Annotated in this window: 20 protein-coding genes; 6 read left to right on the top strand and 14 right to left on the bottom strand. The window is 61.3% G+C overall.

The genetic code is table 11. The annotated features are described in order from the left end of the window. Positions 1-56: 56 nt before the first annotated feature. Positions 57-962 carry a LysR family transcriptional regulator gene (locus BT125_RS17365; protein WP_072408734.1) on the bottom strand — a complete coding sequence of 302 codons (906 nt, stop codon included), beginning with the start codon at positions 960-962 and terminating at the stop codon, positions 57-59. Between the two features lie 111 nt (positions 963-1,073). Here BT125_RS17365 and BT125_RS17360 point away from each other — a divergent pair, with 111 nt between their 5' ends. Then, entirely contained in the window at positions 1,074-1,952 is an 879-nt protein-coding gene (locus BT125_RS17360; RefSeq protein ID WP_072408732.1) for an MBL fold metallo-hydrolase, read from the top strand. A gap of 64 nt (positions 1,953-2,016) precedes the next feature. After that, positions 2,017-2,631, top strand: a complete 615-nt coding sequence (locus BT125_RS17355; RefSeq protein WP_072408730.1) for an NAD(P)-dependent oxidoreductase — start codon at positions 2,017-2,019, stop codon at positions 2,629-2,631. Between the two features lie 20 nt (positions 2,632-2,651). On the opposite strand, the gene BT125_RS17350 is transcribed toward BT125_RS17355, so the two are convergent. The 11 genes from BT125_RS17350 to BT125_RS17300 form a co-directional block, all read right to left on the bottom strand. Next, positions 2,652-2,981, bottom strand: coding sequence for a GlpM family protein (locus BT125_RS17350; RefSeq protein WP_170842284.1), 330 nt, complete (start codon positions 2,979-2,981; stop codon positions 2,652-2,654). 24 nt (positions 2,982-3,005) lie between these two features. Continuing rightward, the gene (locus tag BT125_RS17345) at positions 3,006-4,334 is read right to left on the bottom strand and encodes a two-component response regulator AauR (RefSeq protein ID WP_072408728.1); all 1,329 of its coding nucleotides are present in this window, start codon (positions 4,332-4,334) and stop codon (positions 3,006-3,008) included. Next, positions 4,331-6,232 carry a two-component sensor histidine kinase AauS gene (locus BT125_RS17340; RefSeq protein ID WP_072408726.1) on the bottom strand — a complete coding sequence of 634 codons (1,902 nt, stop codon included), beginning with the start codon at positions 6,230-6,232 and terminating at the stop codon, positions 4,331-4,333. Before BT125_RS17340 ends, BT125_RS17345 begins: the two co-directional genes overlap by 4 nt. A 159-nt stretch (positions 6,233-6,391) precedes the next feature. Continuing rightward, positions 6,392-7,126, bottom strand: coding sequence for an amino acid ABC transporter ATP-binding protein (locus BT125_RS17335; RefSeq protein ID WP_003204983.1), 735 nt, complete (start codon positions 7,124-7,126; stop codon positions 6,392-6,394). Continuing rightward, positions 7,123-7,794: an amino acid ABC transporter permease gene (locus BT125_RS17330; protein ID WP_072408865.1), complete on the bottom strand. Its 672-nt coding sequence runs from the start codon at positions 7,792-7,794 to the stop codon at positions 7,123-7,125. The genes BT125_RS17335 and BT125_RS17330 overlap by 4 nt, the downstream gene beginning before the upstream one ends. Beyond that, complete coding sequence (locus BT125_RS17325; protein WP_014339891.1) at positions 7,794-8,540, bottom strand: amino acid ABC transporter permease; 747 nt, start codon at positions 8,538-8,540, stop codon at positions 7,794-7,796. The genes BT125_RS17330 and BT125_RS17325 overlap by 1 nt, the downstream gene beginning before the upstream one ends. Before the next feature lie 190 nt (positions 8,541-8,730). Further along, positions 8,731-9,645 carry a glutamate/aspartate ABC transporter substrate-binding protein gene (locus tag BT125_RS17320; protein WP_072408724.1) on the bottom strand — a complete coding sequence of 305 codons (915 nt, stop codon included), beginning with the start codon at positions 9,643-9,645 and terminating at the stop codon, positions 8,731-8,733. A gap of 446 nt (positions 9,646-10,091) precedes the next feature. Beyond that, complete coding sequence (gene glpD, locus BT125_RS17315) at positions 10,092-11,630, bottom strand: glycerol-3-phosphate dehydrogenase (protein ID WP_072408722.1); 1,539 nt, start codon at positions 11,628-11,630, stop codon at positions 10,092-10,094. Positions 11,631-11,949: 319 nt separating this feature from the next. After that, positions 11,950-12,705 carry a DeoR/GlpR family transcriptional regulator gene (locus BT125_RS17310; protein ID WP_003204973.1) on the bottom strand — a complete coding sequence of 252 codons (756 nt, stop codon included), beginning with the start codon at positions 12,703-12,705 and terminating at the stop codon, positions 11,950-11,952. 84 nt (positions 12,706-12,789) lie between these two features. Further along, positions 12,790-14,295: a glycerol kinase GlpK gene (gene glpK, locus BT125_RS17305; protein ID WP_060740931.1), complete on the bottom strand. Its 1,506-nt coding sequence runs from the start codon at positions 14,293-14,295 to the stop codon at positions 12,790-12,792. 86 nt (positions 14,296-14,381) lie between these two features. Then, positions 14,382-15,233, bottom strand: a complete 852-nt coding sequence (locus tag BT125_RS17300; RefSeq protein ID WP_072408720.1) for an MIP/aquaporin family protein — start codon at positions 15,231-15,233, stop codon at positions 14,382-14,384. Between the two features lie 323 nt (positions 15,234-15,556). Here BT125_RS17300 and ybaK point away from each other — a divergent pair, with 323 nt between their 5' ends. Then, positions 15,557-16,027 carry a Cys-tRNA(Pro) deacylase gene (ybaK, locus tag BT125_RS17295; protein ID WP_072408717.1) on the top strand — a complete coding sequence of 157 codons (471 nt, stop codon included), beginning with the start codon at positions 15,557-15,559 and terminating at the stop codon, positions 16,025-16,027. 104 nt (positions 16,028-16,131) lie between these two features. Beyond that, positions 16,132-16,923 carry a PhzF family phenazine biosynthesis protein gene (locus BT125_RS17290; protein ID WP_072408715.1) on the top strand — a complete coding sequence of 264 codons (792 nt, stop codon included), beginning with the start codon at positions 16,132-16,134 and terminating at the stop codon, positions 16,921-16,923. A 77-nt stretch (positions 16,924-17,000) separates the two neighbouring features. On the opposite strand, the gene BT125_RS17285 is transcribed toward BT125_RS17290, so the two are convergent. Together BT125_RS17285 and argF are read right to left on the bottom strand one after the other, a co-directional pair. Then, complete coding sequence (locus BT125_RS17285) at positions 17,001-18,110, bottom strand: ABC transporter ATP-binding protein (protein ID WP_072408713.1); 1,110 nt, start codon at positions 18,108-18,110, stop codon at positions 17,001-17,003. Then, positions 18,107-19,027, bottom strand: a complete 921-nt coding sequence (gene argF / locus BT125_RS17280; RefSeq protein WP_072408711.1) for an ornithine carbamoyltransferase — start codon at positions 19,025-19,027, stop codon at positions 18,107-18,109. The genes BT125_RS17285 and argF overlap by 4 nt, the downstream gene beginning before the upstream one ends. A 402-nt stretch (positions 19,028-19,429) precedes the next feature. On the opposite strand from argF, the gene BT125_RS17275 reads away from it, so the two are divergent. After that, a complete protein-coding gene (locus tag BT125_RS17275; protein ID WP_072408709.1) occupies positions 19,430-19,714 on the top strand; it encodes a hypothetical protein in 285 nt (94 codons plus the stop codon). A 131-nt stretch (positions 19,715-19,845) separates the two neighbouring features. Then, a complete protein-coding gene (locus BT125_RS17270) occupies positions 19,846-21,954 on the top strand; it encodes a molybdopterin oxidoreductase family protein (RefSeq protein WP_072408707.1) in 2,109 nt (702 codons plus the stop codon). Positions 21,955-21,984: the final 30 nt, after the last annotated feature.

The following is a 21,984-nucleotide window of genomic DNA, read 5'->3' as shown; positions in this document are numbered from 1 at the left end:
TACGTCTTCGCGAGCAAGCCCGCTCCCACAGGGGGGCTCGGTGAGGCCAATACTGGCTACAACCCCACATCCCACTCCGGCGTCTCGGGAAACTTCAGCACCAGAAAATCCAGCAGGCTGCGCAGCGCCGAGGGCATGTGCTTGCGTGAGGCGTACACCGCGTACATGTTCATCCGGCGCGGTTCGGCATGGGGCAGCAGACGGATCAGTTCGCCGTTCTTGAGGTGGGCGCCGGCCTGGTAGCTGGGCAGCATCGCCACGCCTGCGCCGGCTATCGTGGCTTGAAGCAATGTGCTGGCTTCGTTGGCGCTGATGTTGCCTTGCACCGGCACCGAGACCTGCTCGCCGTCCTGCTCGAAATGCCACAGGCTCTTGCCGACGTAGGAGTGGGTGAGGCAGTTGTGCCGGCTCAGGTCTTCCACGCGCAACGGTGTCGAATGCTCACGCAGATACCGCGGCGAGGCGCAGATCACCGAACGGCAGACCGTCAGGCGGCGGGCGATCAGGTTCGGGTCCAGGTCGTTGCTCATACGGATCGCCAGGTCGATGCGCTCGTCCACCAGGTTCACGGTGCGGTCGAGCATCTGCAGGTCGACGCTCACCCCTGGGTAGCGCTTGACGTACTCGGCCATGGCGCTCGCCAGTTGGGCCTGGCCGAACGAGGTGCTGGCGCTGATGCGCAACATGCCCCGTGGCGCGTCGTCCGGGGTGCCGACGGCGGCTTGCATGTCGCCGGACAGCTCCAGCATCTGCCGGCAGCGCGGCAGGATCTCGGCGCCTGCGGCCGTCAGGCTCAGCTTGCGGGTGGTGCGGTGCATCAGCCGGGCACCGACCCAATCTTCCAGCTCCGCCAGGTAGCGCGATACCACCGGCCGCGACAGGTCCAGATGCTCGGCCGCCGCCGACTGGCTGCCCAGGTCGAGCACCGTGACGAACACCCGCATTGCTTGTAGACGATCCATGATTTGCCCGATTTTAGAAACAAACTATGTTGGATCATCGCATTTTTTGAAATGAACCAGGTCACTAAGCTCCGTCTCATTCCTTTCGGACTTTTGGACAACGGAGCACCCATGATCGCATTCACCCCATTCAAGCGCCTGTTGCTGGCGACCGCATCAATGGCGTTCGCCGCCCACGCCTGGGCCGCGGACCTGACATTGGACGTCTATAACCCGGGTACGGCGGCGATTTTTCCGGTGACCTCGGTACTGGTCAGCGGCGAGAAGGAGGCGATCCTGGTAGACGCCCAGTTCGGCAAGTCCCAGGCCGCACAAGTGGTGGAAAAAATCCGCGCCAGCGGCAAACAACTGACCACGATCTACATCAGCCACGGCGATCCAGACTACTATTTTGGCCTGGAGACCCTCACCGCCGCGTTCCCTGAGGCCAAGGTGCTGGCGTCGGCGCCGACCGTCGAACACATCAAGCACACCATGGACGGCAAACTGAAATACTGGGGGCCGATCCTGAAGACCGATGCGCCGACCAAAGCCATCGTGCCCCAGGTGCTCAAGGGCGACAGCCTGACCCTGGAAGGCCAGCGCTTGCAGGTCGTCGGCCTCGATGGCCCGCAGCCGGACCGCAGTTTCGTGTGGATTCCATCGATCAAGGCTGTGGTTGGCGGTGTCGTGGTGGCCGAGAACCTTCATGTGTGGATGGCCGATACCCAGACGCCGCAGTCTCACAAGGATTGGCTGGCGACGCTGGACAATATCGAAAAACTGCAACCGGCCACTGTCATCCCTGGCCATTACCTGGGCGAAAGCGCCCGTTCCCTGGCCCCGGTGCGCTTCACCGCCGATTACATCAAGGCTTTCGACGAAGAAACCGCCAAAGCCAAGGATTCCGCCGCGCTGATCCGTGCCATGAAACTACGCTATCCGGACCTGGGTGAAGACAGCTCCCTGGAGCTCAGTGCCAAGGTGGCGAAGGGCGAGATGAAGTGGTGAATACCCATCTTTGATCAGAGCACAAGAGCATGTATTTCAACATCGCTAATCACTGGAGAACACCATGAGCAAAATCGCAATCATCGGCGCCACCGGGCGTGCGGGTAGCCAACTGTTGGAAGAGGCCCTGCGCCGTGGTCACAGCGTGACAGCCATTGCCCGCAACACCGCGAAAGTCGGCGAAAGGGCCGGGGTGGTCAGCAAGCAGTTGGACGTATTGGACAGCGAGGCGCTGATCGCCGCCATCGACGGGCATGACGTGGTGATCAGTGCCGCGCACTTTGCCAGCGTGCCGGCCGACAAGGTCATCGCACCGGTGAAAGCCGCCGGGGTCAAGCGCTTGCTGGTGGTCGGCGGGGCCGGTTCGTTGCTGCTGCCGGATAACAGCCGGGTGATCGACAGCGACGGCTTCCCGGAGGAGTACCTGGCCGAAGCCAGCGCCGGTGCATTGTTCCTGGATGTGCTGCGCAAGGAACAGGACCTGGACTGGACCTTCCTTTCGCCTTCGGCGGAGTTCGTCGAAACCGAGCGCACGGGCCAGTTCCGTGTCGGCAAGGATCACCTGCTGTTCGACGCCGACGGGCGTAGCTGGATCAGCTTCGCCGACTACGCCATTGCGATGATCGATGAAGTGGAAGCGCCGCAGTTTTCGCGGACGCGGTTTACCGTCGGCTATTGAGCCGTAGGTTTTTACAGGGATCAGCCGTGAACCCGCACCCAAACGGTGACCAGCACCGTCGCCGCCATCAGCCAGGCGACGGCTGCCACGGCCAATGAGGCTTCGAGGCGCAGGCGGTCGACCATGACGTACAGCGTTGCGAGATAGACAAAGTACGGAATGATCGACCACATGCCAAACACGATGGTGGTCTTCAGATCGTCCACCGAGCGACCTTTGCCAACGATGTAGTGGGCAATCAGGGCGAAGGTGGGGAACAGCGGCACCAGCCCGGCGATGTAGTAATTCCTGGTCTTGGCCAGCATCGCCAGGATGACCACCACGGCTGCACCCAGCGCCGCCTTGAAAATCAGGTCCACACGTTCACCCTTCGGTTAATGGCTCAGGCCATATTTTTTGACTTTGTCGAACAGCGTGGTCTTGGCCATGCCCAGTTCCTGACTGGCCTGGGTCAGGTTGCCGCCGCTGCGTTGCAGGGCGTCCACCAGCAGGTTGCGCTCGAACGCCTCCACCGCTTCGGCGAAGGCCAGGCCCTGGCTGCCGCTGCTGGCACCAGACCTCTTGAACGCCGGCAGGCCGAGGGCGTAGCGCTCGGCGACGTTGCGCAGTTCGCGCACATTGCCCGGCCAGTCGTGACTCATCAGGTTCGACAGGGTCTGGTTGTCCAGCTCCGGCACCGTGCGGTCGAAGCGTAGGGACGACTGCTGAAGAAAATGCTCGAACAATTGCAGGATGTCTTCGCGCCGCTCGCGCAGGGGCGGCAGTTCCAGGGTCACCACGTTGAGGCGGTAATACAGGTCGCTGCGGAATTGCCCGGACCGGCCCATTTCGTCCAGGTCGGACTTGGTGGCGGCGATCACCCGGCAGTCCACCGCCACGCTCTGGTTCGAGCCCAGACGTTCGAGGGTGCGTTCCTGCAACACGCGCAGCAACTTGATCTGCAAGGGCAGGGGCATGCTTTCCACTTCATCGAGAAACAGCGTGCCGCCATCGGCGTGCTCGATCTTGCCGATACGGCGTTTGCCGGCACCGGTGAAGGCGTTGGCCTCGTGGCCGAAAATCTCGCTTTCGAACAGGTTCTCCGGCAGGCCGCCGCAGTTCAGCGCGACGAACTGCTTGTCATGGCGCCGGCTGAAATCATGCAGGCAGCGGGCGACCAGTTCCTTCCCGGTGCCGGTTTCGCCTTCGATCAGAACGTTGGCCGAGGTGTCGGCAACGTTGGCGATCAGCGCGCGCAGATGCTGCATGGCCGGCGAGCGGCCAATGATCCGGCCTTCCAGGGAGTCGCGTTCGGCCAGTTGTCGACGCAGTGAGAAAACTTCACGGGCCAGGCTGCGCTGTTCCAGGGCGCGACGGGCGACCTCCACCAGGCGCTCGGGGGAGAAGGGTTTCTCCATGAAGTCATAGGCGCCTTTTTGCATGGCCCCGACGGCCATGGAAATGTCGCCGTGGCCGGTGATCAGCACCACCGGCAGGCTGCGATCCCGCGCCTTGAGACGCGTCAGCAGTTCCAGGCCGTCGATGCCCGGCAGCCGAATATCGCTGATGACGATGCCGGCAAAGTTATCGTCGACTCGCTCCAGGGCCTCTTCGGCGCTGCCCACGCCGATGCAGGGAATGTCTTCCAGGCTCAGGGCCTGCTGGCAGCCCAGCAGGACGTGGGGGTCGTCTTCGACGATCAGTACGCTCAGGTCGTGGTTCATAGCGGCTCGGCAGGTGAAAGGCTGACCAACGGTAGATTGAGGACAAACGTAGTGCCACGCTCAAGCGGGTACTCGACGCCCAGGTGTCCACCCGCGGCGGCGGCCAGGCTCGCCGAGAGCGTCAGGCCCAGGCCCAGGCCCTGTTCGCCAGGTTTGGTGGTGAAGAACGGTTCGAACAAATGCTTGCGGGCTTCCGGGTCGATGCCGTGACCATTGTCCCGCACCCGAAGGCGATACTTGCCATCGGCGGCTTGGCCGTCGAGCCACAGTTTCGGCTCGGGTTGCGTTTGCATGGCGTCCAGGGCGTTGCCGATCAGGTTCACCAGGATCTGTTCGAGGCGGGTCTGGTCGATTTGCAATTGGACGTCATCGAAACCGCTGTGGATCTGGATGTCCAGGTTTTCCAGGCGCCCGCCCAGCAATTGCAATGCGGCCTCGACGGCCTTGCCCAGGCTCGCCCGGCCCTGGTCATCGCCGCGCCGGGCGAAGGCGCGCAGGCTGGCGGTGATCCGGCCCATGCGGTCGATCAATTCGTTGATGGTCTTGAGGTTGGTGCTGGCGATGTCCAGCTGGCCGCGCTCCAGGAAGCGTACGGTATTGCCAGACAAGGTGCGCAGCGCCGCCAGCGGCTGGTTGAGTTCATGGGCGATGCTGGTGGACATCTGGCCGATGGCCGCCAATTTACCGGCCTGGACCAGTTCGTCCTGGGCCCGGCGCAAGGTCTCTTCGGCCTGGCGTCGCTCACGGATCTGGCCCTTGAGGCGTTCGTTGCTGGCGCGCAGGTCGGTGGTGCGTTCGGTAATCCGACGCTCGAGCTGGTTGTTGGCTTCCTGCAAGGCTTCCCGGGCCGCAAGGCGGGTAGCGATGACCTTGCGTCGTTCGTTCCAGGCGATCAGCAGGAACGCCACCAGGGCGAAGGCCACGGCCACCAGGATGCCTTGGTTGATCGCCTGGCGACGTAGGTCTTCAAGGGGCGTCAGCAGGGTGAAATTCCACGGGGTATCGCTCAAGGGCCGGGTCTGCGACAGGTAGCTGATGGCGCGTTCGTCGGACACCAGTTCGGCGTTGGCCGGGAAGGTCAGCTTCTCCATGCCTTCGGCCAGGCGTTCCCGGGCCAGGGGTACCAGTTCATTGAGCGGGAACCAATAATATTGCAGGCTGCGGGCCAGGCGTTCCTTGGTTTCGTCGCTCAGGGGCCGCACCGACTTGAGCCGTCGCGCCGGGTCGCTGGACAGGATGATGATGCCGTTCTCATCACTGACGAACGCCTCCAGCCGCGCTCTCTGCCAGCGCTCTTCCAAGGCTTCTAGGCGCACCTTGACCACGGCCACGCCAATGATTTTGCCCTGTTGCTCCAAGCCATGGGCCAGGTAGTAGCCGGGTTCGCCATTGGTGCTGCCGATGCCGTAGAACCGTCCCGGCTGGCCGCGTACGGCGTTCTGGAAATAGGCACGGAAGGACAGGTCTTCGCCCAGGTAACTGTCGACATCGCGCCAGTTGCTGGTGGCCATCACCCGACCGGTGGTGTCCATCACGTAGATGGCCCGGCTGCGGCTGCGGCGGTTCAGGCCTTCGAGGTATTCGTTGACGGTCTTGCGATGCTCGGGCGTGGGGTCGTCGAGCAGGCGCGAGACACTCGATTCAAGCTCCAGCAGGCTGGGCAGGTAGGTGTACTTGCTGATTTCGCTCTCGACCGCACGGGCGTGCAGCTCCAGCTGGCGCTCGCCATTCTCGGCCAGGCCACGCACGCCATAGTGTTCGCTGATCCAGAAGCCGAGGTAACCCAGGCCGATCATCAGCGCAATGACCAGCGGCGGCAGGAACAGATGGCGGATCAGGCGGGGTTTCACGGCGAGTGATGGCGGCGCGGCGCGATAGAGGGTGGGGTCGCATTTCATCACAGAAGCCTTGGGTCAACCACAACACAAATCTACAAGCCAACTCCGATCCCTTGTGGGAGCGAGCTTGCTCGCGAAAGCGGTGTGTCAGCCACATTGATGTTGAATGTGCTGCCCTATTCGCGAGCAAGCTCGCTCCCACAGTGGGGAGCGGTGTTTTTAGTGCTGCAGGATTTTCTCGAGGAAATGCTGCGCGCGTTCGGAGCGGGCACTGATGTCGCCGAAGAACTCTTCTTTCTTGCAGTCTTCGATGATCTGGCCCTGGTCCATGAAAATCACCCGGTTCGCCACTTTGCGGGCGAAGCCCATTTCGTGGGTCACGCACATCATGGTCATGCCTTCGTGGGCCAGTTGCACCATCACGTCGAGCACTTCGTTGACCATTTCCGGGTCAAGGGCCGAGGTCGGTTCGTCAAACAGCATCACCACCGGGTCCATCGCCAGCGCACGGGCAATCGCCACGCGCTGCTGCTGGCCGCCGGAGAGCTGGCCCGGGTGCTTGTGGGCGTGGGCCGAGAGACCGACCCGCTCAAGCAGTTGCAGGCCTTTTTTAGTGGCTTCTTCCTTGCTGCGGCCCAGCACCTTGATCTGCGCGATGGTCAGGTTTTCGGTGATGGTCAGGTGCGGGAACAGTTCGAAATGCTGGAACACCATGCCCACCCGCGAACGCAGTTTCGGCAGGTTGGTCTTCGGGTCGGCGATGGAGGTGCCATCGACCACGATGTCGCCTTTCTGGAACGGTTCCAAGGCATTCACGCACTTGATCAGCGTGGATTTGCCCGAACCCGATGGTCCGCACACCACCACAACTTCACCCTTGCTGACCTCGGTGCTGCAATTGGTCAGTACCTGGAAGTCCCCATACCACTTGTTGATGTTCTTGATAGAGATCATACGGCGAACCTTTTTTGCAGACGCTTGACCAGCAGCGAGGCGGCAAAGCTGATTGTGAAGTACACGAGACCTGCGATGATCAGGAACTCATTGGAGCGGCCGATGATGTCGCCATTGGCCCGCGAAGCATTGAGGAAGTCCACCAGGCCGACCGTGTAGACCAGCGAGGTGTCCTGAAACAGGATGATGCTCTGTTGCAGCAGCAGCGGGGTCATCTTGCGAAACGCCTGGGGCAGGATGATCAGGCGCATGGTCTGGCCATAGTTCATGCCCAGTGCCTGGGCGGCACCCATCTGGCCCTTGGCGATCGACTGCACGCCGGCCCGCACGATTTCGCAGAAGTACGCGGCCTCGAACATCATGAACGCCACGACGCAGGAGCCGAACGCACCGATCGGCGTGTCCTCGCCGGTGATCCAGCGCAGCACGAACGGCACCGCCAGGTAGAACCAGGTGATGACCAGCAGCAGCGGAATTGAGCGGAAATAGTTGACGTAGGCGCCCGCGATATTGGAGACCAGCTTGTTGTGGGACAGGCGCATCAGCGCCAGGATTGTCCCCAGGATGATCCCGCCGACGACGCCCAGGGCCATCAGCTTGAGGGTCATCACCATGCCGTTCCACAAGCCGGGAATGGCCGGTATGACGCCAGTGAAATCGAATTCCATCATTTACCCCCCACGGAGATCAGGCCGGGCACCGCGACCTTCTTCTCGACCATGCGCATGAGCAGCATCAGGCTCATGTTCAGGGTGAAGTAGATCAGCGTCGCCAGGGTGAAGGCTTCGAACAGGTTGGCGGAGAACTCGGCGGTCTGCTTGGTCTGCGCGAGCAGCTCCATCAGGCCGATCAGCGAGGCCACGGAGGAGTTCTTGAAGACGTTGAGAAATTCCGAGGTGAGCGGCGGAATGATGATTCGGTAGGCCTGGGGCAGCAGCACGTTCCAGTAGATCTGCGGCAGCTTGAAGCCCATGGCTCGGGCGGCGGACTCCTGGCCGCGCGGCAGCGCCTGGATGCCGGTGCGCACTTGTTCGCAGACTCGGGCGGCGGTGAACAGGCCCAGGCACACCACGACGCTCAGGTAGGCCGAGGTGGTCGGGTTCAGGTCCTGTTTGTACCACTCCTGCATATCGGCGGGCAGCAGGTCCGGCACCAGGAAGTACCAGATGAACAGCTGAACCAGCAGCGGCACATTACGGAAGAGTTCCACGTAGCAGGTGGCGATCCCCGACACCAGCCGGTTCGGCACGGTGCGCATCACGCCGAGCACCGAGCCCAGCAGCAGGGCGATGATCCAGGCCACGACGGCGATAGCAATGGTCCAGCCCAGGCCGGCTACGTACCAGTCGAGATAGGTCTCGCTGCCCACGCCGGTGGACTTGAAGAACACGCCCCAGTCCCAGTTGTAATTCATTAGGGTCTCCCCTCAGATCGTTCGATATACAAATGCCCGCCTGGGGAAACTCCGTTCCCGCCCGGCTTGGAGGCCAGGCACACGCGATCGGCTCGACAGCCACCGGTTCGAGTGTTTCCAGATTTGCCAGCAGGGAGTGACCATCCCCTGAAAGGGCCGCGCCCCTTCAGGAGATAAGGTTAGTCAGAAATCAGGATTTCTTGTCGTCAGCCGCTTTATCGGTCGGCTTGGCGATCAGTGCCTTGAGTTCTTCGCTCATCGGGAAGTTCAGGTTCAGGCCTTTTGGCGGAATAGGCTGCATGAACCATTTTTCGTAGATCTTGTTGATCTCGCCCGAAGCGTAGGTGGCCTTGATGGCGTCATCCACCGCCTTTTTGAACGGTTCGTCGCCCTTGCGCATCATGCAGCCGTAGATTTCGTAGGACTGTGGTGTACCGGTCACGGCCCAGTCGTCGGCTTTCTTGGCCTTGGCGGCTTCGCCGGCCAGCAGGGCATCGTCCATCATGAAAGCAACGGCGCGGCCGCCTTCGAGCATCTGGAAGGACTCGCCATGGTCCTTGGCGGAGATGACGTTCATGCCCATTTGCTTGTCGGCGTTCATGGACTTGAGGAGGCGCTCGGACGTGGTGCCGGCGGTGGTCACGACGTTCTTGCCCTTGAGGTCGTCGAAATCCTTGTATTTGGAATCTTTCTTGGTCAGCAGCCGAGTGCCGATCTCGAAGATGCCAACGGAGAAGTCAACCTGCTGCTGACGCTCGACGTTGTTGGTGGTGGAGCCGCATTCCAGGTCCACGGTGCCGTTCTGTACCAGCGGGATACGGGTTTGCGAGGTGACCAGGTTGTACTTGACCTGCAGGTTGGGCAGGTCCAGGTCTTTCTTGATCGCTTCGACGACTTTCAGCTGGATGTCGTGGGAGTAGCCGACCGGCTTGCCGGAAGCGTCCGCGATGTAGGAGAACGGAATGGAAGCGTCGCGATGCCCAAGCGTAATGACGCCGGACTCTTTGATCTTTTTCAGTGTGCCGGTCAGTTCGGCTGCGAAAACCGGAGTACTGATCAGAGCGGCAGCAATGGCTGCGCCCAGGAGATGGGGAACGATACGCATCGATGTTTCCTCGACATTGTTTTTTTTATTTCGGCCGGTTCGTCGGCCCTGAGTACTTCGAGATGCCTGGCAGCTCCTGGTGTGTTGGCGTACAGGCATTCGTCTCCACGAGTGTAGAGCATGACTCGTGCCAGACCAGGACTGTTTGATTAACTTATTGTTTTATATAGAAATTAATGTTTTGTTTCAGGCTTTATACGGGCTGCTTTATCCGGTTAGCCGAACTGACTGACGGGTCGTGTTCGGAAAACCGAATGGTTTGGGCCCGTCTCAATCCTGTGGGAGTGGGCTTGCTCGCGAAAGCGGTAGGTCAGTCACTTTGATGCTGGATGTGCTGCCCTTTTCGCGAGCAAGCCCGCTCCCACAGGGGGCAGCGGTGGACGCCAGATAGCAAAAAAGCCCCTGAATCGTTGGATCCAGGGGCTTTGGGGTTTGCAGGATATCCGTCAGGCCGCTTCGATCTTGCGACGGTTGTGTTCGACCTTATCCAAGTACTGCTGCAGCTTCTCCTGCTCGGCCGGAGTGGTGAACAAGCCCAGCTTGCTGCGGCGCCACAGGATGTCCTGGACATCGACGGCCCACTCGTCGCTGCACAGATAATCGACCTCGCGGGTGTAAAGGCCGGCGCCGAGGTGTTCGCCCAGGTCGCCAAGGTCATGCACGCCTTCGAGCATGCGCCAGGTACGGCTGCCATAGGTGGTGGCCCAGCGGCGGGCGATGTCGGTCGGCAGCCAGTCGAACTTGTCCCGCAACGCCGAGCACAGCGCTTGCGGGGTGGTCATGTTTTCGCCGCCGGGGAGGGCCTCTACGGCGGTCCAGCTTCCGCGCATCTGTGTGAAATAGGGCGCCAGTTGCGCCATGGCCGATTCGGCCAATTTGCGATAAGTGGTCAGCTTGCCGCCGAATACCGACAGCAAGGGCGCTTCTTCGCCGCCACCGGAAAGCGCCAGGGTGTAGTCCCGGGTGACGGCCGACGGGTTGTCGGATTCGTCGTTGCACAGCGGCCGTACGCCGGAGTAACTGTGCAGGATATCGTCGCGGCCGATCTGCTTCTTGAAGTGGGCGTTGACCACTTTCAACAGGTAATCGGTTTCACCTTCAGTAATCGCTACCTTGGCCGGATCACCGGTGTATTCGCGATCCGTCGTCCCGATCAGTGTGAACTGGTTCAGGTACGGAATGGTGAACACGATGCGCTGATCTTCGTTTTGCAGAATGTGCGCATGCTCGCCTTCGTAGAGTTTCGGTACGATCAGGTGGCTGCCCTGGATCAGGCGGATGCCATAGGGCGACTCCAGCTTCAAATCATCGCGAATGAACTTGGCGACCCACGGGCCGGCGGCGTTCACCAGCGCTTTGGCGCGGATAGAAAACAGGCTGCCGTCGGCGCGTTCCAGGTGCAAGTGCCACAGGCCTTTGCTGCGGCGGGCATTCACACAGCGGGTGCGGGTGTGGATATGCGCGCCTTTTTCCCGGGCGGCCATGGCGTTGAGTACCACTAGTCGCGCATCGTCGACCCAGCAGTCGGAGTATTCGAAGCCCTTGGTGATCTCACTTTTCAGCGCGCTGTCGGCACCGAACTTCAAACTTTTGGAGCCGGCGAGCTGCTCGCGTTTGCCCAAGTGATCGTAGAGGAACAGGCCGGCACGAATCATCCAGGCCGGGCGCAGGTGCGGGCGGTGGGGCAACACGAAGCGCATTTGCTTGACGATGTGCGGGGCTTTGGTCAGCAGCACTTCACGCTCGGCCAGCGCTTCACGCACCAGGCGGAATTCATAATGTTCAAGGTAGCGCAGACCACCGTGGATCAGCTTGCTGCTGGCCGACGAGGTATGGCTGGCCAGGTCGTCCTTTTCACAAAGGAACACCGAAAGACCGCGACCGGCAGCGTCCGCGGCAATCCCCACGCCATTGATACCGCCGCCAATGACGGCGACGTCATAGATCTCGGCGAGAGGGGGCGTAGGCAAGGTAGAAGTGGGCATCGGCTGGCCTCGGGTTCTTTTCGTAATATTTGAATTCGAACATAAATGTTCATTTGCGAAAATACTAGCCCATAAAGACAGCAACAGCCAGCCAACTTCGATTGAAAATACTGATCAAAGGAAGCTGAAAGGAAAATTTTCGAACAAAAAAGTTATTGAGCGAGGTGCTTTTGTGGCGAGGGAGCTTGCTCCCGCTCGGCTGCGAAGCAGTCGTAAAACCGGCTGGCGTGGTGTGCCTGAAAGGTCGCGTCAGATCATTGTGGCGGCTCCGCCACCCAGCGGGAGCAAGCTCCCTCGCCACAGGGTAACCGGGAGAGCGTCAGACCACTTCCAGGCGGATCTTGTGCTGGCTCAGTAGCTGCGCCAGGGCCGGCACCGGTTGCTGGTCGGTCACCAGGCAATCGATCAGGCTGATCGGGCCCAGGCGGACCATGGCATTGCGTCCGAACTTGCTGGAGTCCGCCGCCAACAGCACTTGCCGGGCGTTGGCGATGATGGCTTGGGAAACCCGCACTTCCTGGTAGTCGAAGTCCAACAGGCTGCCGTCTTCGTCGATACCGCTGATGCCCACCAGGGCGAAGTCGACCTTGAACTGGTTGATGAAGTCGACGCTCGCCTGGCCCACCACGCCGCCGTCACGCCGTACGTTGCCGCCGGCGATCAGGACTTCGAAGTCGTCCTTGGCGCTGAGGATCGAAGCCACGTGCAGGTTGTTGGTGATGACCTTCAGGTGGTTGTGATTGAGCAGGGCCCGGGCGATGGATTCGGTGGTGGTGCCGATGTTGATGAACAGCGAGGCGTGATCGGGGATCTGGGCGGCGATGGCTTCGGCGATGCGTTGCTTTTCGTCGCGCATCTGATCGGCGCGCATGGCGTAGGCGGTGTTTTCCACGCTTGAATCGTAGGCGGCGCCGCCGTGGTAGCGGCGCAGCAGGTTCACTTCCGCCAGTTGGTTGATGTCACGGCGGATGGTTTGCGGGGTGACGACGAATAACTGCGCCATTTCCTCGATGCTGACATAGCCGCGTTCGCGGACCAGTTCGAGGATTTGCTGCTGGCGGGGAGGCAGATTCATGGGGCTTCCTTTGGGCTGCCGTACAAAATTTGCCCATGATGCCGCAGGAATCCGATCCCGACCAGTTTCAGAACCTTATCAGGCTTATTCAGCGTCTTCGTGGGGCTCCCAATCGCGGGTGCGGCTGACCGCTTTCTGCCAGCCGGCATAGAGTTTTTCTTTCGCCGCCTCGTCCAGTTGCGGTTCGAATTCGCGCTCGATCACCGCTTTGCCGCGCAGTTCTTCCAGGCTGCCCCAGAAGCCGCACGCCAGGCCGGCCAGGTATGCCGCACCCAGGGCCGTGGTTTCGCGCATTTTCGGCCGCTCGACCTGGGTGCCAAGGATGTCGGCCTGGAACTGCATCAGGAAGTTGTTCGCCACCGCGCCACCGTCGACGCGCAGGGCCCTGAGGCGTTCGCCCGAATCCTGTTGCATGGCGTCGAGCACGTCGCGGGTCTGGTAGGCGATCGACTCCAATGCTGCGCGAATGATGTGATCGACCCGTACGCCGCGGGTCAGGCCAAACAGTGCGCCACGGGCATAGGGGTCCCAATACGGCGCGCCCAGGCCGGTGAAGGCGGGGACCAGGTACACACCGTTGCTGTCCTTGACCTTGTTGGCAAAGTATTCGGTATCCAGGGCGTCATTGATGATCTTCAGTTCATCACGCAGCCACTGGACGGTGGAGCCGCCGTTGAATACAGCGCCTTCCAGGGCGTAGGCCACTTCGCCACGGGGACCGCAGGCGATGGTGGTGAGCATGCCATGATTGGATTTCACGGCCTTTTTGCCGGTGTTCATCAGCAGGAAGCAGCCGGTGCCGTAGGTGTTTTTCGCCTGCCCCGGCTCCACGCACATTTGCCCGAACAGGGCTGCCTGCTGGTCGCCGGCGATGCCGCCGATGGCGATACCGCTCTTGGTGCGGCCATAGATTTCCGAGGACGACTTTACTTCCGGGAGCATTTCCCGGGGGATGTCGAGGATCTCGAGCATCTTCGCATCCCATTCCAACGAGTGAATGTTGAAGAGCAGGGTGCGCGAGGCGTTGGTGTAGTCGGTGACGTGGACCTTGCCACCGGTGAATTTCCAGATCAGCCAGCTATCGACCGTGCCGAACAGCAGCTCACCGTTGCGCGCACGCTCGCGGCTGCCTTCGACGTTGTCCAGGATCCACTTGAGCTTGGTGCCGGAAAAGTACGGGTCGGTGACTAGGCCGGTGGTCTGGCTGATGTATTGCTCGTGGCCGTCGCGTTTGAGCTGTTGGCAGATCTCGGTGCTGCGGCGGCACTGCCAGACGATGGCGTTATAGATCGGCCGGCCGGTGGTCTTGTCCCAGACCACGGTGGTTTCCCGCTGGTTGGTGATGCCGATGGCGGCCACCTGGTCATGGTGCAGGCCGGCCTGGGCCAGGGCTTCGACCATGACCGCGCTCTGGGTGGCGAAGATTTCCATCGGGTCGTGTTCGACCCAGCCGGCCTGCGGGTAGTGCTGGGCGAATTCGCGTTGGGCGGTGCAGACCACATTGGCATCACGGTCGAAGATGATCGCGCGCGAGCTGGTCGTACCCTGGTCGAGGGCAATGATGTAGTTCTTGTTCTGGATATCGGTCATTTCGATTGCCTCGGGTCTTTCATAAAGGGAGACGTAAAAAGAAGCCACGGCGCAGGCTTCGAATGGCAGGGCCTGCGCCGACTGTTTCAGGATGTTCTGGGCTTGCCATCAATGGCCGGTTCTACATCCTTTGTAGCTGTCATGGCGCTGGGCAGGTGACGGGCGATCAACCCGCGATAGGCCGCAGCACCGAGGCACGCACCCACGATCGGCGCAAAAATCGGAACCAGGAAGTACGGGATGTCGCGTCCACCCGTGAGGGAAATTTCACCCCAGCCTGCGAAGAAAGTCATCAGTTTAGGACCGAAGTCCCGCGCCGGGTTCATCGCAAAGCCCGTCAGCGGCCCCATGGAGCTGCCGATCACGGCAATCAGCAGGCCGATCAGCAAGGGTGCCAGCGGGCCACGGGGCAAGCCGTTGTTGTCATCGGTCAAGGACATGATCACCCCCATCAGGATGGCGGTGATGATCGCTTCCACGAGGAAGGCTTGGCCAGTGGAGAGTGCCGCGTGAGGGTAGGTGGAGAACACCGAAGCCAGTTCGAGGCTCATTTCGGTGCCACGAACCATGTGCCGGGACTGTTCGAAATCGAAGAATAGATTGCTATACAGCGTGTAGACGAGCAGGGCGCCGCAGAAAGCGCCGGTCACTTGGGACGCAATATAGAAAGGCAGCTTGCGCTTTTCGAAGTCGGTGAACATGCACAGGGCGATGCTGACGGCGGGGTTGAGGTGGGCACCGGAAATGCCTGCGCTCAGATAGATTGCCATGCTGACACCGACGCCCCAGATGAGGCTGATTTCCCACAAACCGAAACTCGCACCCGCGACCTTGAGCGCTGCGACGCAACCGGTACCGAAAAAGATCAGCAGGCCAGTTCCCAGAAATTCGGCCAGGCATTGGCTGGCCAGGGATGGCTGTTGTAAAGCAGTTGTCATTCAAACCTCGGTTTTTTGTTGTTTTGCAGCGCGTTCGATACAGCACGATTGCGCGATTTCCACCGAGGCAGGATCCCCATCCTGAACTCGGGTTGCTGCTTGAGACATGCAATGTGACTTTCAGTTTCGAAAAAATATAGACAAGAAACGCTGGTGTCAAAGGTCGAAAGTGAACCGCCGGTCACATTTCAACTATTCGCGCTGTGAATGACTTTCCCGTTGGCGGCGCGTTACCGGTACAGACAGCGCAGCCGCAAAGCCTTTTCAGAGGCGATGGCTTAGAATCCGCTCAGTCTTTTTTGATTTCCTTATCAGGAGCGGTCATGACACCCGCATTGGATCTGCTTAAGAAAGTGCGCGCCGAACATCGCATCCACAGTTATGAACACGATCCCAAGGCGGCGTCCTATGGCTTGGAGGCGGCGGAAAAGCTCGGGCTGGATCCGGCGCAGGTGTTCAAGACGTTGTTGGCGGCCAGTGAAAAAGGTGAGCTGTTGGTGGCGGTAGTGCCCGTGGCCGGGAGCCTGGATTTGAAAGGCCTGGCCCACGCCGCCGGTGTGAAGAAGGTCGAGATGGCCGACCCGGCCGCCGCGCAGCGTTCGACCGGTTATTTGCTCGGCGGTATCAGCCCGCTGGGACAGAAGAAGCGTTTGCGCACGTTTATCGACAATTCCGCACAGCCACTCGCCAGTATGTTCGTCAGTGCGGGGCGGCGTGGGTTGGAAGTCGAGTTGGCGCCTTCGGTATTGAAGGGGCACACCGGGGCGGTGTTTGCTGATATCGGGCGTGCTTGATAGAGCAGGCGCAGCCTGTAGGGTGAAAATTCTGCTGATCTGTCACTGGATAATCCGTGCCGCTACACCCCATGCTGGGCATCAGAAAAATAAGGAGAAGTGCCATGCAGCTTGCGTTTCATCAGGTCGATGCGTTCAGTGACCGGCCGTTCGGCGGTAACCCGGCGATGGTCTATCGGCTCGACGGCTGGCTTGCCGACGACCTGATGCAGAAGATCGCCGCCGAGCATAACCTGGCTGAAACCGCGTTCCTGGTGCGTGAAGGCCAGCATTGGCATATCCGCTGGTTCACCCCCACCACCGAAGTCCCGCTGTGTGGCCACGCCACGTTGGCCAGCGCTTATGTGCTGTTCGAGGTCTATCACGAAACCGTCGAGCGCCTGGATTTCATCTGCCGGTCCGGCTCGTTGAGCGTGACGCGTGAGGGTGATCGGCTGTGGTTGGATTTTCCGGCTGTCGTGCCCGCCGAGTTGGGCGTGTCCCTGGCCGTGCAGAGTGCCTTGGGCGTCGAAGCGGTGGATGTGCTGAGTTCCAACGAGTTGTTCGTGGTGCTGGAGTCGGAGCAAGCGGTGCTCGATTGCAAGCCGGACATGGTGGCCCTGGCGAAACTGCCCTGGCCCGGCGCTATCGTCACCGCGCCGGGGAGCAAGCATGATTTTGTCTCGCGCTATTTTGCCCCGGCGATCGGCATCAACGAAGACCCGGTGACCGGCTCGACCCATTGCAGTCTGATTCCCTATTGGTCCAAGCGGCTGGGCAAGCACGGACTGACGGCTTATCAGTGTTCGGCCAGGGGAGGGGCGTTGTTTTGCCGGTTGGAGGGTGAGCGGGTGAAGATCGGCGGGAACGCGACGTTGGTGGCCAGTGGGACGTTGATGCTGCACTCAAGCCAATGACATCAAATGTGGGAGCTTGCTCGCGATAGCGGTGGTTCAGCCTGCATCGATGCTGAATGTGTCCACTCCCACAATGATTAGCTGGCCGCGCTGTAGCGTCGCACGCCGCTGTCCACTGGTGGAATATGCGCCGCGGTGCTGCCCGAGGCCTGGAACAGCACCAGGTGCTCAGCCGCCACGCGGATGCCGACGGCGGCGCCGACCTGATGGTCGGCATGGCTGGGGAAGATCGATTCCAGTTGCGCACCTGTGGGTAATTGCAGGCGATACAAGGTTGAAGCACCCAGGAAGGTCTTGCCAACGATTCTGGCGGTGAGCGGGCTGTCCGGGGCGTAGACGATATCGTCGGGCCGCAGCAGCACGTCCACCGCGCCGCCGATGGGCCAGGTGTAGGCCCGGTTGCCGCGCAGGAGGCCCAGCTCGGTCTGTACCGATTCCGGGCTGTCGAGCTGGCCGCGAATGAAGTAGCCCTGGCCAACGAAACTGGCAACGAATGGCGTCAGTGGTTCGTGATACAGGTTGTAAGGCGTATCCCACTGTTCCAGGCGACCTTCCCTGAATACGCCGACATGGTCACTCACGGCGAAGGCTTCTTCCTGATCGTGGGTGACCAGGATCGCGCTGGTGCCGCGGGCCTTGAGAATGTCCCGCACTTCATGGCTGAGCTTGCGGCGCAGCTCGCCATCGAGGTTGGAGAACGGTTCATCGAGCAACAGCAGCTGCGGTTCCGGCGCCAGCGCACGAGCCAGGGCCACGCGCTGCTGTTGGCCGCCGGACAGTTCATGGGGAAAGCGGCTACCCAGGTGTTTCAGGTTGACCAGTTCCAGCAATTCTTCGACGACGCGGTCCTTGTTCGGATGCTTGCGAATGCCGAAGGCAATGTTCTGGGCCACGCTCAGGTGAGGGAACAGGGCGTAGTCCTGGAACACCATGCCGATGCGGCGTTTTTCCGGGGCGAGGGTGAAGCCCGCGCGGGAAATGGTTTCCCCAGCCAACTGGATTTCACCCTCATGCACAGGTTCGAAGCCGGCAATGGCACGCAAGGTCGTGGTCTTGCCACACCCGGACGAACCGAGCAGGCAACCGATATCACCGGCATTGAGGTGCAGGTTGAGGTTCTGCACGACCCGCTGGTCCTGATAACCGCAGGCCAGGTTGTGCAAGTTCAGCAGCAGGGCGTGGCTCATGCGTGGTGATACGCCGGCTCGACCAGGAACTCGAGCAAGGCCTTTTGCGCATGCAGGCGATTCTCGGCCTGGTCCCAGGCTACCGAACGCGGGTCATCCAGCAGGTCCATGCTGATCTCCTCGCCACGGTGGGCCGGCAGGCAGTGCATGAACAACACGTCGGCATCGGCCAGGTCGAGCAGGGCGCGGTTGACCTGCAGTGGCGCGAACAACTCCAGGCGCCTGGCGGTTTCTTCTTCCTGGCCCATGGAGGTCCAGACGTCGGTGCTCACCAGGTGCGCACCGGCCACGGCCTGTTTCGGGTCACGGACGATGGACACCCGGTCCCCGGCCTTGGCCAGCAACTCTGCATTGGGGTCAAAACCTTCGGGGCAGGCAACGCGCAGTTGGAAGTCGAATTGCATCGCCGCTTCTATATAGCTGTTGCACATGTTGTTGCCATCGCCGATCCAGGCCACGGTCTTGCCCTGGATCGAGCCACGGTGCTCGAGGAAGGTCTGCATGTCGGCCAGCAACTGGCAGGGGTGCAGGTCGTCGGACAGGCCGTTGATCACCGGTACGCGGGAATGGGCCGCGAACTCGGTCAGGGTGCTGTGGGCAAAGGTACGGATCATCACCGCGTCCAGCATGCTCGACATGACGATGGCGCAATCGCCGATGGGTTCGCCACGGCCCAGTTGGGTGTCGCGGGGCGACAGGAAAATCGCCTGGCCGCCCAGTTGGATCATGCCGGCTTCGAAAGAGATGCGGGTGCGGGTCGATGACTTCTCGAAGATCATCCCCAGCACGCGGTTTTTCAAGGGCTCGAACAGTACGCCGCGATTACGCAGGTCCTTGAGCTCCACGCCTCGACGGATCACGCCGAGCAACTCATCGGGCGTGAAATCCATCAGGGAGAGAAAGTGCCTTGCGCTCATGATTGACTACCTTTTTGTAACTGACCGCAGATGCTCAAAGCCTTGTTTAATGAAAAAACGGGCGAGACCTGCGGCAAAAGCCGCACGGGGCGACGAAATAGGGGAAGGCGCGATCTTATAATTAAATGTCGCGTCTTACCAATAGGGCTACGGTTTTTGGGGATTTCAGCGAAGCCATCACGCGAATGCGATGACGTATTTGAGGCCGGTTTCCTGACTGCAGCGGCCCATTTGTACACTGGCGCTGCTCGCCTTGGCAATCAAGCGCGGCGGGCGCGCCATGGATGGGGGGCGTTTGTGTCGTGGCCTGCGACTCTTGCGCCTGTCTGCTGGTGGTTGTGAAACATTTCCTAATGCAAAGGCCTGGGTTATAAATGAGCCTCAGCGGCACAGGAGCCCGAAATGGATTCGAAAGAGCAACAACTGATGGAATTGCTGGGGCTGACCGCACGCTCGCTGACCCACCTGACGGCATCGGTGACGTCCATGTCATTCGAATTGCTGCGCAGCGAGGATGAAGTGACCAAGGCCGCCGGCCGCCGGATGATCGATCGCATGGCCACGATCAGCAGCGGCCTTGACGAGCATTGGCGATTGATTGGCGAACTGACTGGCGTACCGATCGCCCAGGAGGAAGTGGAAACCGTCGAGGAGATCCAACTCCTGGCGCCCCCCGAGGGCCCTTGATGGCAGTTCATCGGCGGGCCTGATGCCCGGCAATTCACAGGACGAACGTCGCTGGCGCTGCCGGGAATCACGCGCCATAGTTTTGTTCCCGCGGCCGAAAGTGCCCGCCACGAATAAAACAGAGACTGGCCATGACCAAGACTCTCCACCACCGTGCGTGCCATCTGTGTGAAGCCATCTGCGGCTTGACCCTCGAAACCACCGAAACCGACGGCCAGGGCCTGGCGATCACCTCGATCAAGGGCGATGCGCTGGACACCTTCAGTCGTGGTCACATCTGCCCCAAGGCAGTGGCCCTGCAAGATATCCAGAACGATCCGGACCGCCTGCGCCAACCCATGCAGCGCATCGGCAACGAATGGCACCCCATCGCCTGGGACGATGCCTTCGCGTTGGTGGCCGCGCGCCTGGCGGATATCCAGGCGCGCCACGGCCAGAACGCGGTGGCGGTCTACCAGGGCAACCCCAGCGTGCATAACTATGGGCTGATGACCCACAGCAACTACTTCCTGGGCCTGTTGAAGACCCGCAGCCGTTTCTCAGCAACCTCGGTGGACCAACTGCCCCATCACCTGACCAGCCACCTGATGTACGGCCACGGCTTGCTACTGCCGATTCCGGACATCGATCACACCGACTTCATGCTGATCCTGGGCGGCAACCCATTGGCTTCCAACGGCAGCATCATGACCGTGCCGGATGTGGAGAAGCGCCTCAAGGCGATCCAGGCCCGTGGCGGCAAAGTGGTGGTGGTCGATCCGCGCCGCAGCGAAACGGCGGCGATTGCCGACCAGCATGTCTTCGTGCGTCCCGGTGGTGATGCCGCGTTGCTGTTTGGCTTGCTCAATACCTTGTTCAGCGAAGGCCTGACCCGTGACAGCCATCTGCCGGTGGACGGCCTGGACGAGGTGCGCGCGGCCGTCGCTTCTTTCACGGCTGAAGCGATGAGCCCGCTCTGTGCGGTGCCGGCAGCGCAGATCCGGCAATTGGCCCGAGACTTCGCCGCCGCCCCGTCAGCGGTGTGCTATGGGCGGATGGGGGTGTCGACCCAGGCGTTCGGTACGCTGTGCCACTGGCTGATCCAGGTGATCAACCTGGTGACCGGCAATCTGGATCGGGTGGGTGGTGCGCTGTGCACCGAGCCGGCGGTGGACCTGGTGGCGACCACCTCGGGCGGGCATTTCAATCGTTGGCAGAGCCGGGTGTCCGGGCGTCCCGAATACGCGGGGGAGCTGCCGGTGTCGGCCCTGGCCGAGGAGATGCTCACCGAGGGCGAAGGCCAGATTCGGGCGCTGGTCACCGTGGCCGGCAACCCGGTGTTGTCTACACCCAACGGGCGGCAGTTGGAGCAGGCCCTGGATGGGTTGGAGTTCATGGTCAGCGTCGATCTGTACATCAACGAAACCACCCGCTACGCCGACCTGATCCTGCCCTCGACCTCGGCCTTGGAAAACGATCATTACGACACCACCTTCAACCTGTTCGCGGTGCGCAACGTGACCCGTTTCAACCGGGCGATCCTGCCCAAGCCCGAGGGGGCGCTGCACGACTGGGAAATCTTTGTCGGCCTGGCCAAGGCCTTCGCTGCCCGGACCGGCAAAGAACTCAAGCCGACCATGCCGCCGGCGCAGATGATCGATCTTGGCCTGCGCAGCGGGGCGTATGGCGACGTCTCGCCGCACAAACTGTCCTTGGCGACTTTGTTCGACCATCCCCATGGCATCGACCTCGGCGCACTCAAGCCCAACCTGGCCCCGCGCTTGAAAACCGAAAACCAACGGGTGCAGGCCGCGCCGGCGGTGATTCTCGCCGACCTTGCGCGCTTTGCCGCGTTGCAGGCACCAGAACCGGATGAGTTGCTGATGATTGGCCGCCGCCATGTGCGCAGCAACAACTCCTGGATGCATAACTTCCATCGACTGGTGAAGGGCAAGCCGCGTCATCAATTGCTGATGCACCCGGATGACCTCGCCTCCCGCGGCCTTGCCGACGGGCAGCGCGTGACGGTCAGTTCGCGGGTAGGGGCCATCGAAGTCGAGGTACTGGGCAGCCTGGACATGATGAAAGGCGTGGTCAGCCTGCCCCACGGCTGGGGCCATGCCCGGCCGGGCGTGCAGATGACCATTGCCAGCGGACAGCCGGGCTCCAGCGCCAATGACCTGACCGATGATTGCCAGCTCGATGAGTTGTCCGGCAACGCGGCGCTCAACGGTGTACCGGTGAAGGTGGTGGCTGCGTAGAATTGTCTCTGAGCAGTACGTTCTGCTTTC

Origin of the sequence: Pseudomonas sp. NFACC04-2, from assembly GCF_900119265.1 — a bacterium.
In the GTDB taxonomy this organism is placed as follows: Bacteria; Pseudomonadota; Gammaproteobacteria; order Pseudomonadales; family Pseudomonadaceae; genus Aquipseudomonas; species Aquipseudomonas fluorescens_AA.
The sequence above is the reverse complement of the archived record's forward strand: the minus strand, read 5'-3'. Positions and strand labels throughout refer to the sequence as shown.

Bases quoted from the DNA above. Each gene is read 5' to 3' on its own strand.
- BT125_RS17365 (WP_072408734.1), bottom strand. From the start codon at position 962: ATGGATCGTCTACAAGCAATGCGGGTGTTCGTCACGGTGCTCGACCTG.
- BT125_RS17360 (WP_072408732.1), top strand. From the start codon at position 1,074: ATGATCGCATTCACCCCATTCAAGCGCCTGTTGCTGGCGACCGCATCA.
- BT125_RS17355 (WP_072408730.1), top strand. From the start codon at position 2,017: ATGAGCAAAATCGCAATCATCGGCGCCACCGGGCGTGCGGGTAGCCAA.
- BT125_RS17345 (WP_072408728.1), bottom strand. From the start codon at position 4,334: ATGAACCACGACCTGAGCGTACTGATCGTCGAAGACGACCCCCACGTC.
- BT125_RS17340 (WP_072408726.1), bottom strand. From the start codon at position 6,232: ATGAAATGCGACCCCACCCTCTATCGCGCCGCGCCGCCATCACTCGCC.
- BT125_RS17335 (WP_003204983.1), bottom strand. From the start codon at position 7,126: ATGATCTCTATCAAGAACATCAACAAGTGGTATGGGGACTTCCAGGTA.
- BT125_RS17330 (WP_072408865.1), bottom strand. From the start codon at position 7,794: ATGGAATTCGATTTCACTGGCGTCATACCGGCCATTCCCGGCTTGTGG.
- BT125_RS17325 (WP_014339891.1), bottom strand. From the start codon at position 8,540: ATGAATTACAACTGGGACTGGGGCGTGTTCTTCAAGTCCACCGGCGTG.
- BT125_RS17320 (WP_072408724.1), bottom strand. From the start codon at position 9,645: ATGCGTATCGTTCCCCATCTCCTGGGCGCAGCCATTGCTGCCGCTCTG.
- glpD (WP_072408722.1), bottom strand. From the start codon at position 11,630: ATGCCCACTTCTACCTTGCCTACGCCCCCTCTCGCCGAGATCTATGAC.
- BT125_RS17310 (WP_003204973.1), bottom strand. From the start codon at position 12,705: ATGAATCTGCCTCCCCGCCAGCAGCAAATCCTCGAACTGGTCCGCGAA.
- glpK (WP_060740931.1), bottom strand. From the start codon at position 14,295: ATGACCGATATCCAGAACAAGAACTACATCATTGCCCTCGACCAGGGT.
- BT125_RS17300 (WP_072408720.1), bottom strand. From the start codon at position 15,233: ATGACAACTGCTTTACAACAGCCATCCCTGGCCAGCCAATGCCTGGCC.
- ybaK (WP_072408717.1), top strand. From the start codon at position 15,557: ATGACACCCGCATTGGATCTGCTTAAGAAAGTGCGCGCCGAACATCGC.
- BT125_RS17290 (WP_072408715.1), top strand. From the start codon at position 16,132: ATGCAGCTTGCGTTTCATCAGGTCGATGCGTTCAGTGACCGGCCGTTC.
- BT125_RS17285 (WP_072408713.1), bottom strand. From the start codon at position 18,110: ATGAGCCACGCCCTGCTGCTGAACTTGCACAACCTGGCCTGCGGTTAT.
- argF (WP_072408711.1), bottom strand. From the start codon at position 19,027: ATGAGCGCAAGGCACTTTCTCTCCCTGATGGATTTCACGCCCGATGAG.
- BT125_RS17275 (WP_072408709.1), top strand. From the start codon at position 19,430: ATGGATTCGAAAGAGCAACAACTGATGGAATTGCTGGGGCTGACCGCA.
- BT125_RS17270 (WP_072408707.1), top strand. From the start codon at position 19,846: ATGACCAAGACTCTCCACCACCGTGCGTGCCATCTGTGTGAAGCCATC.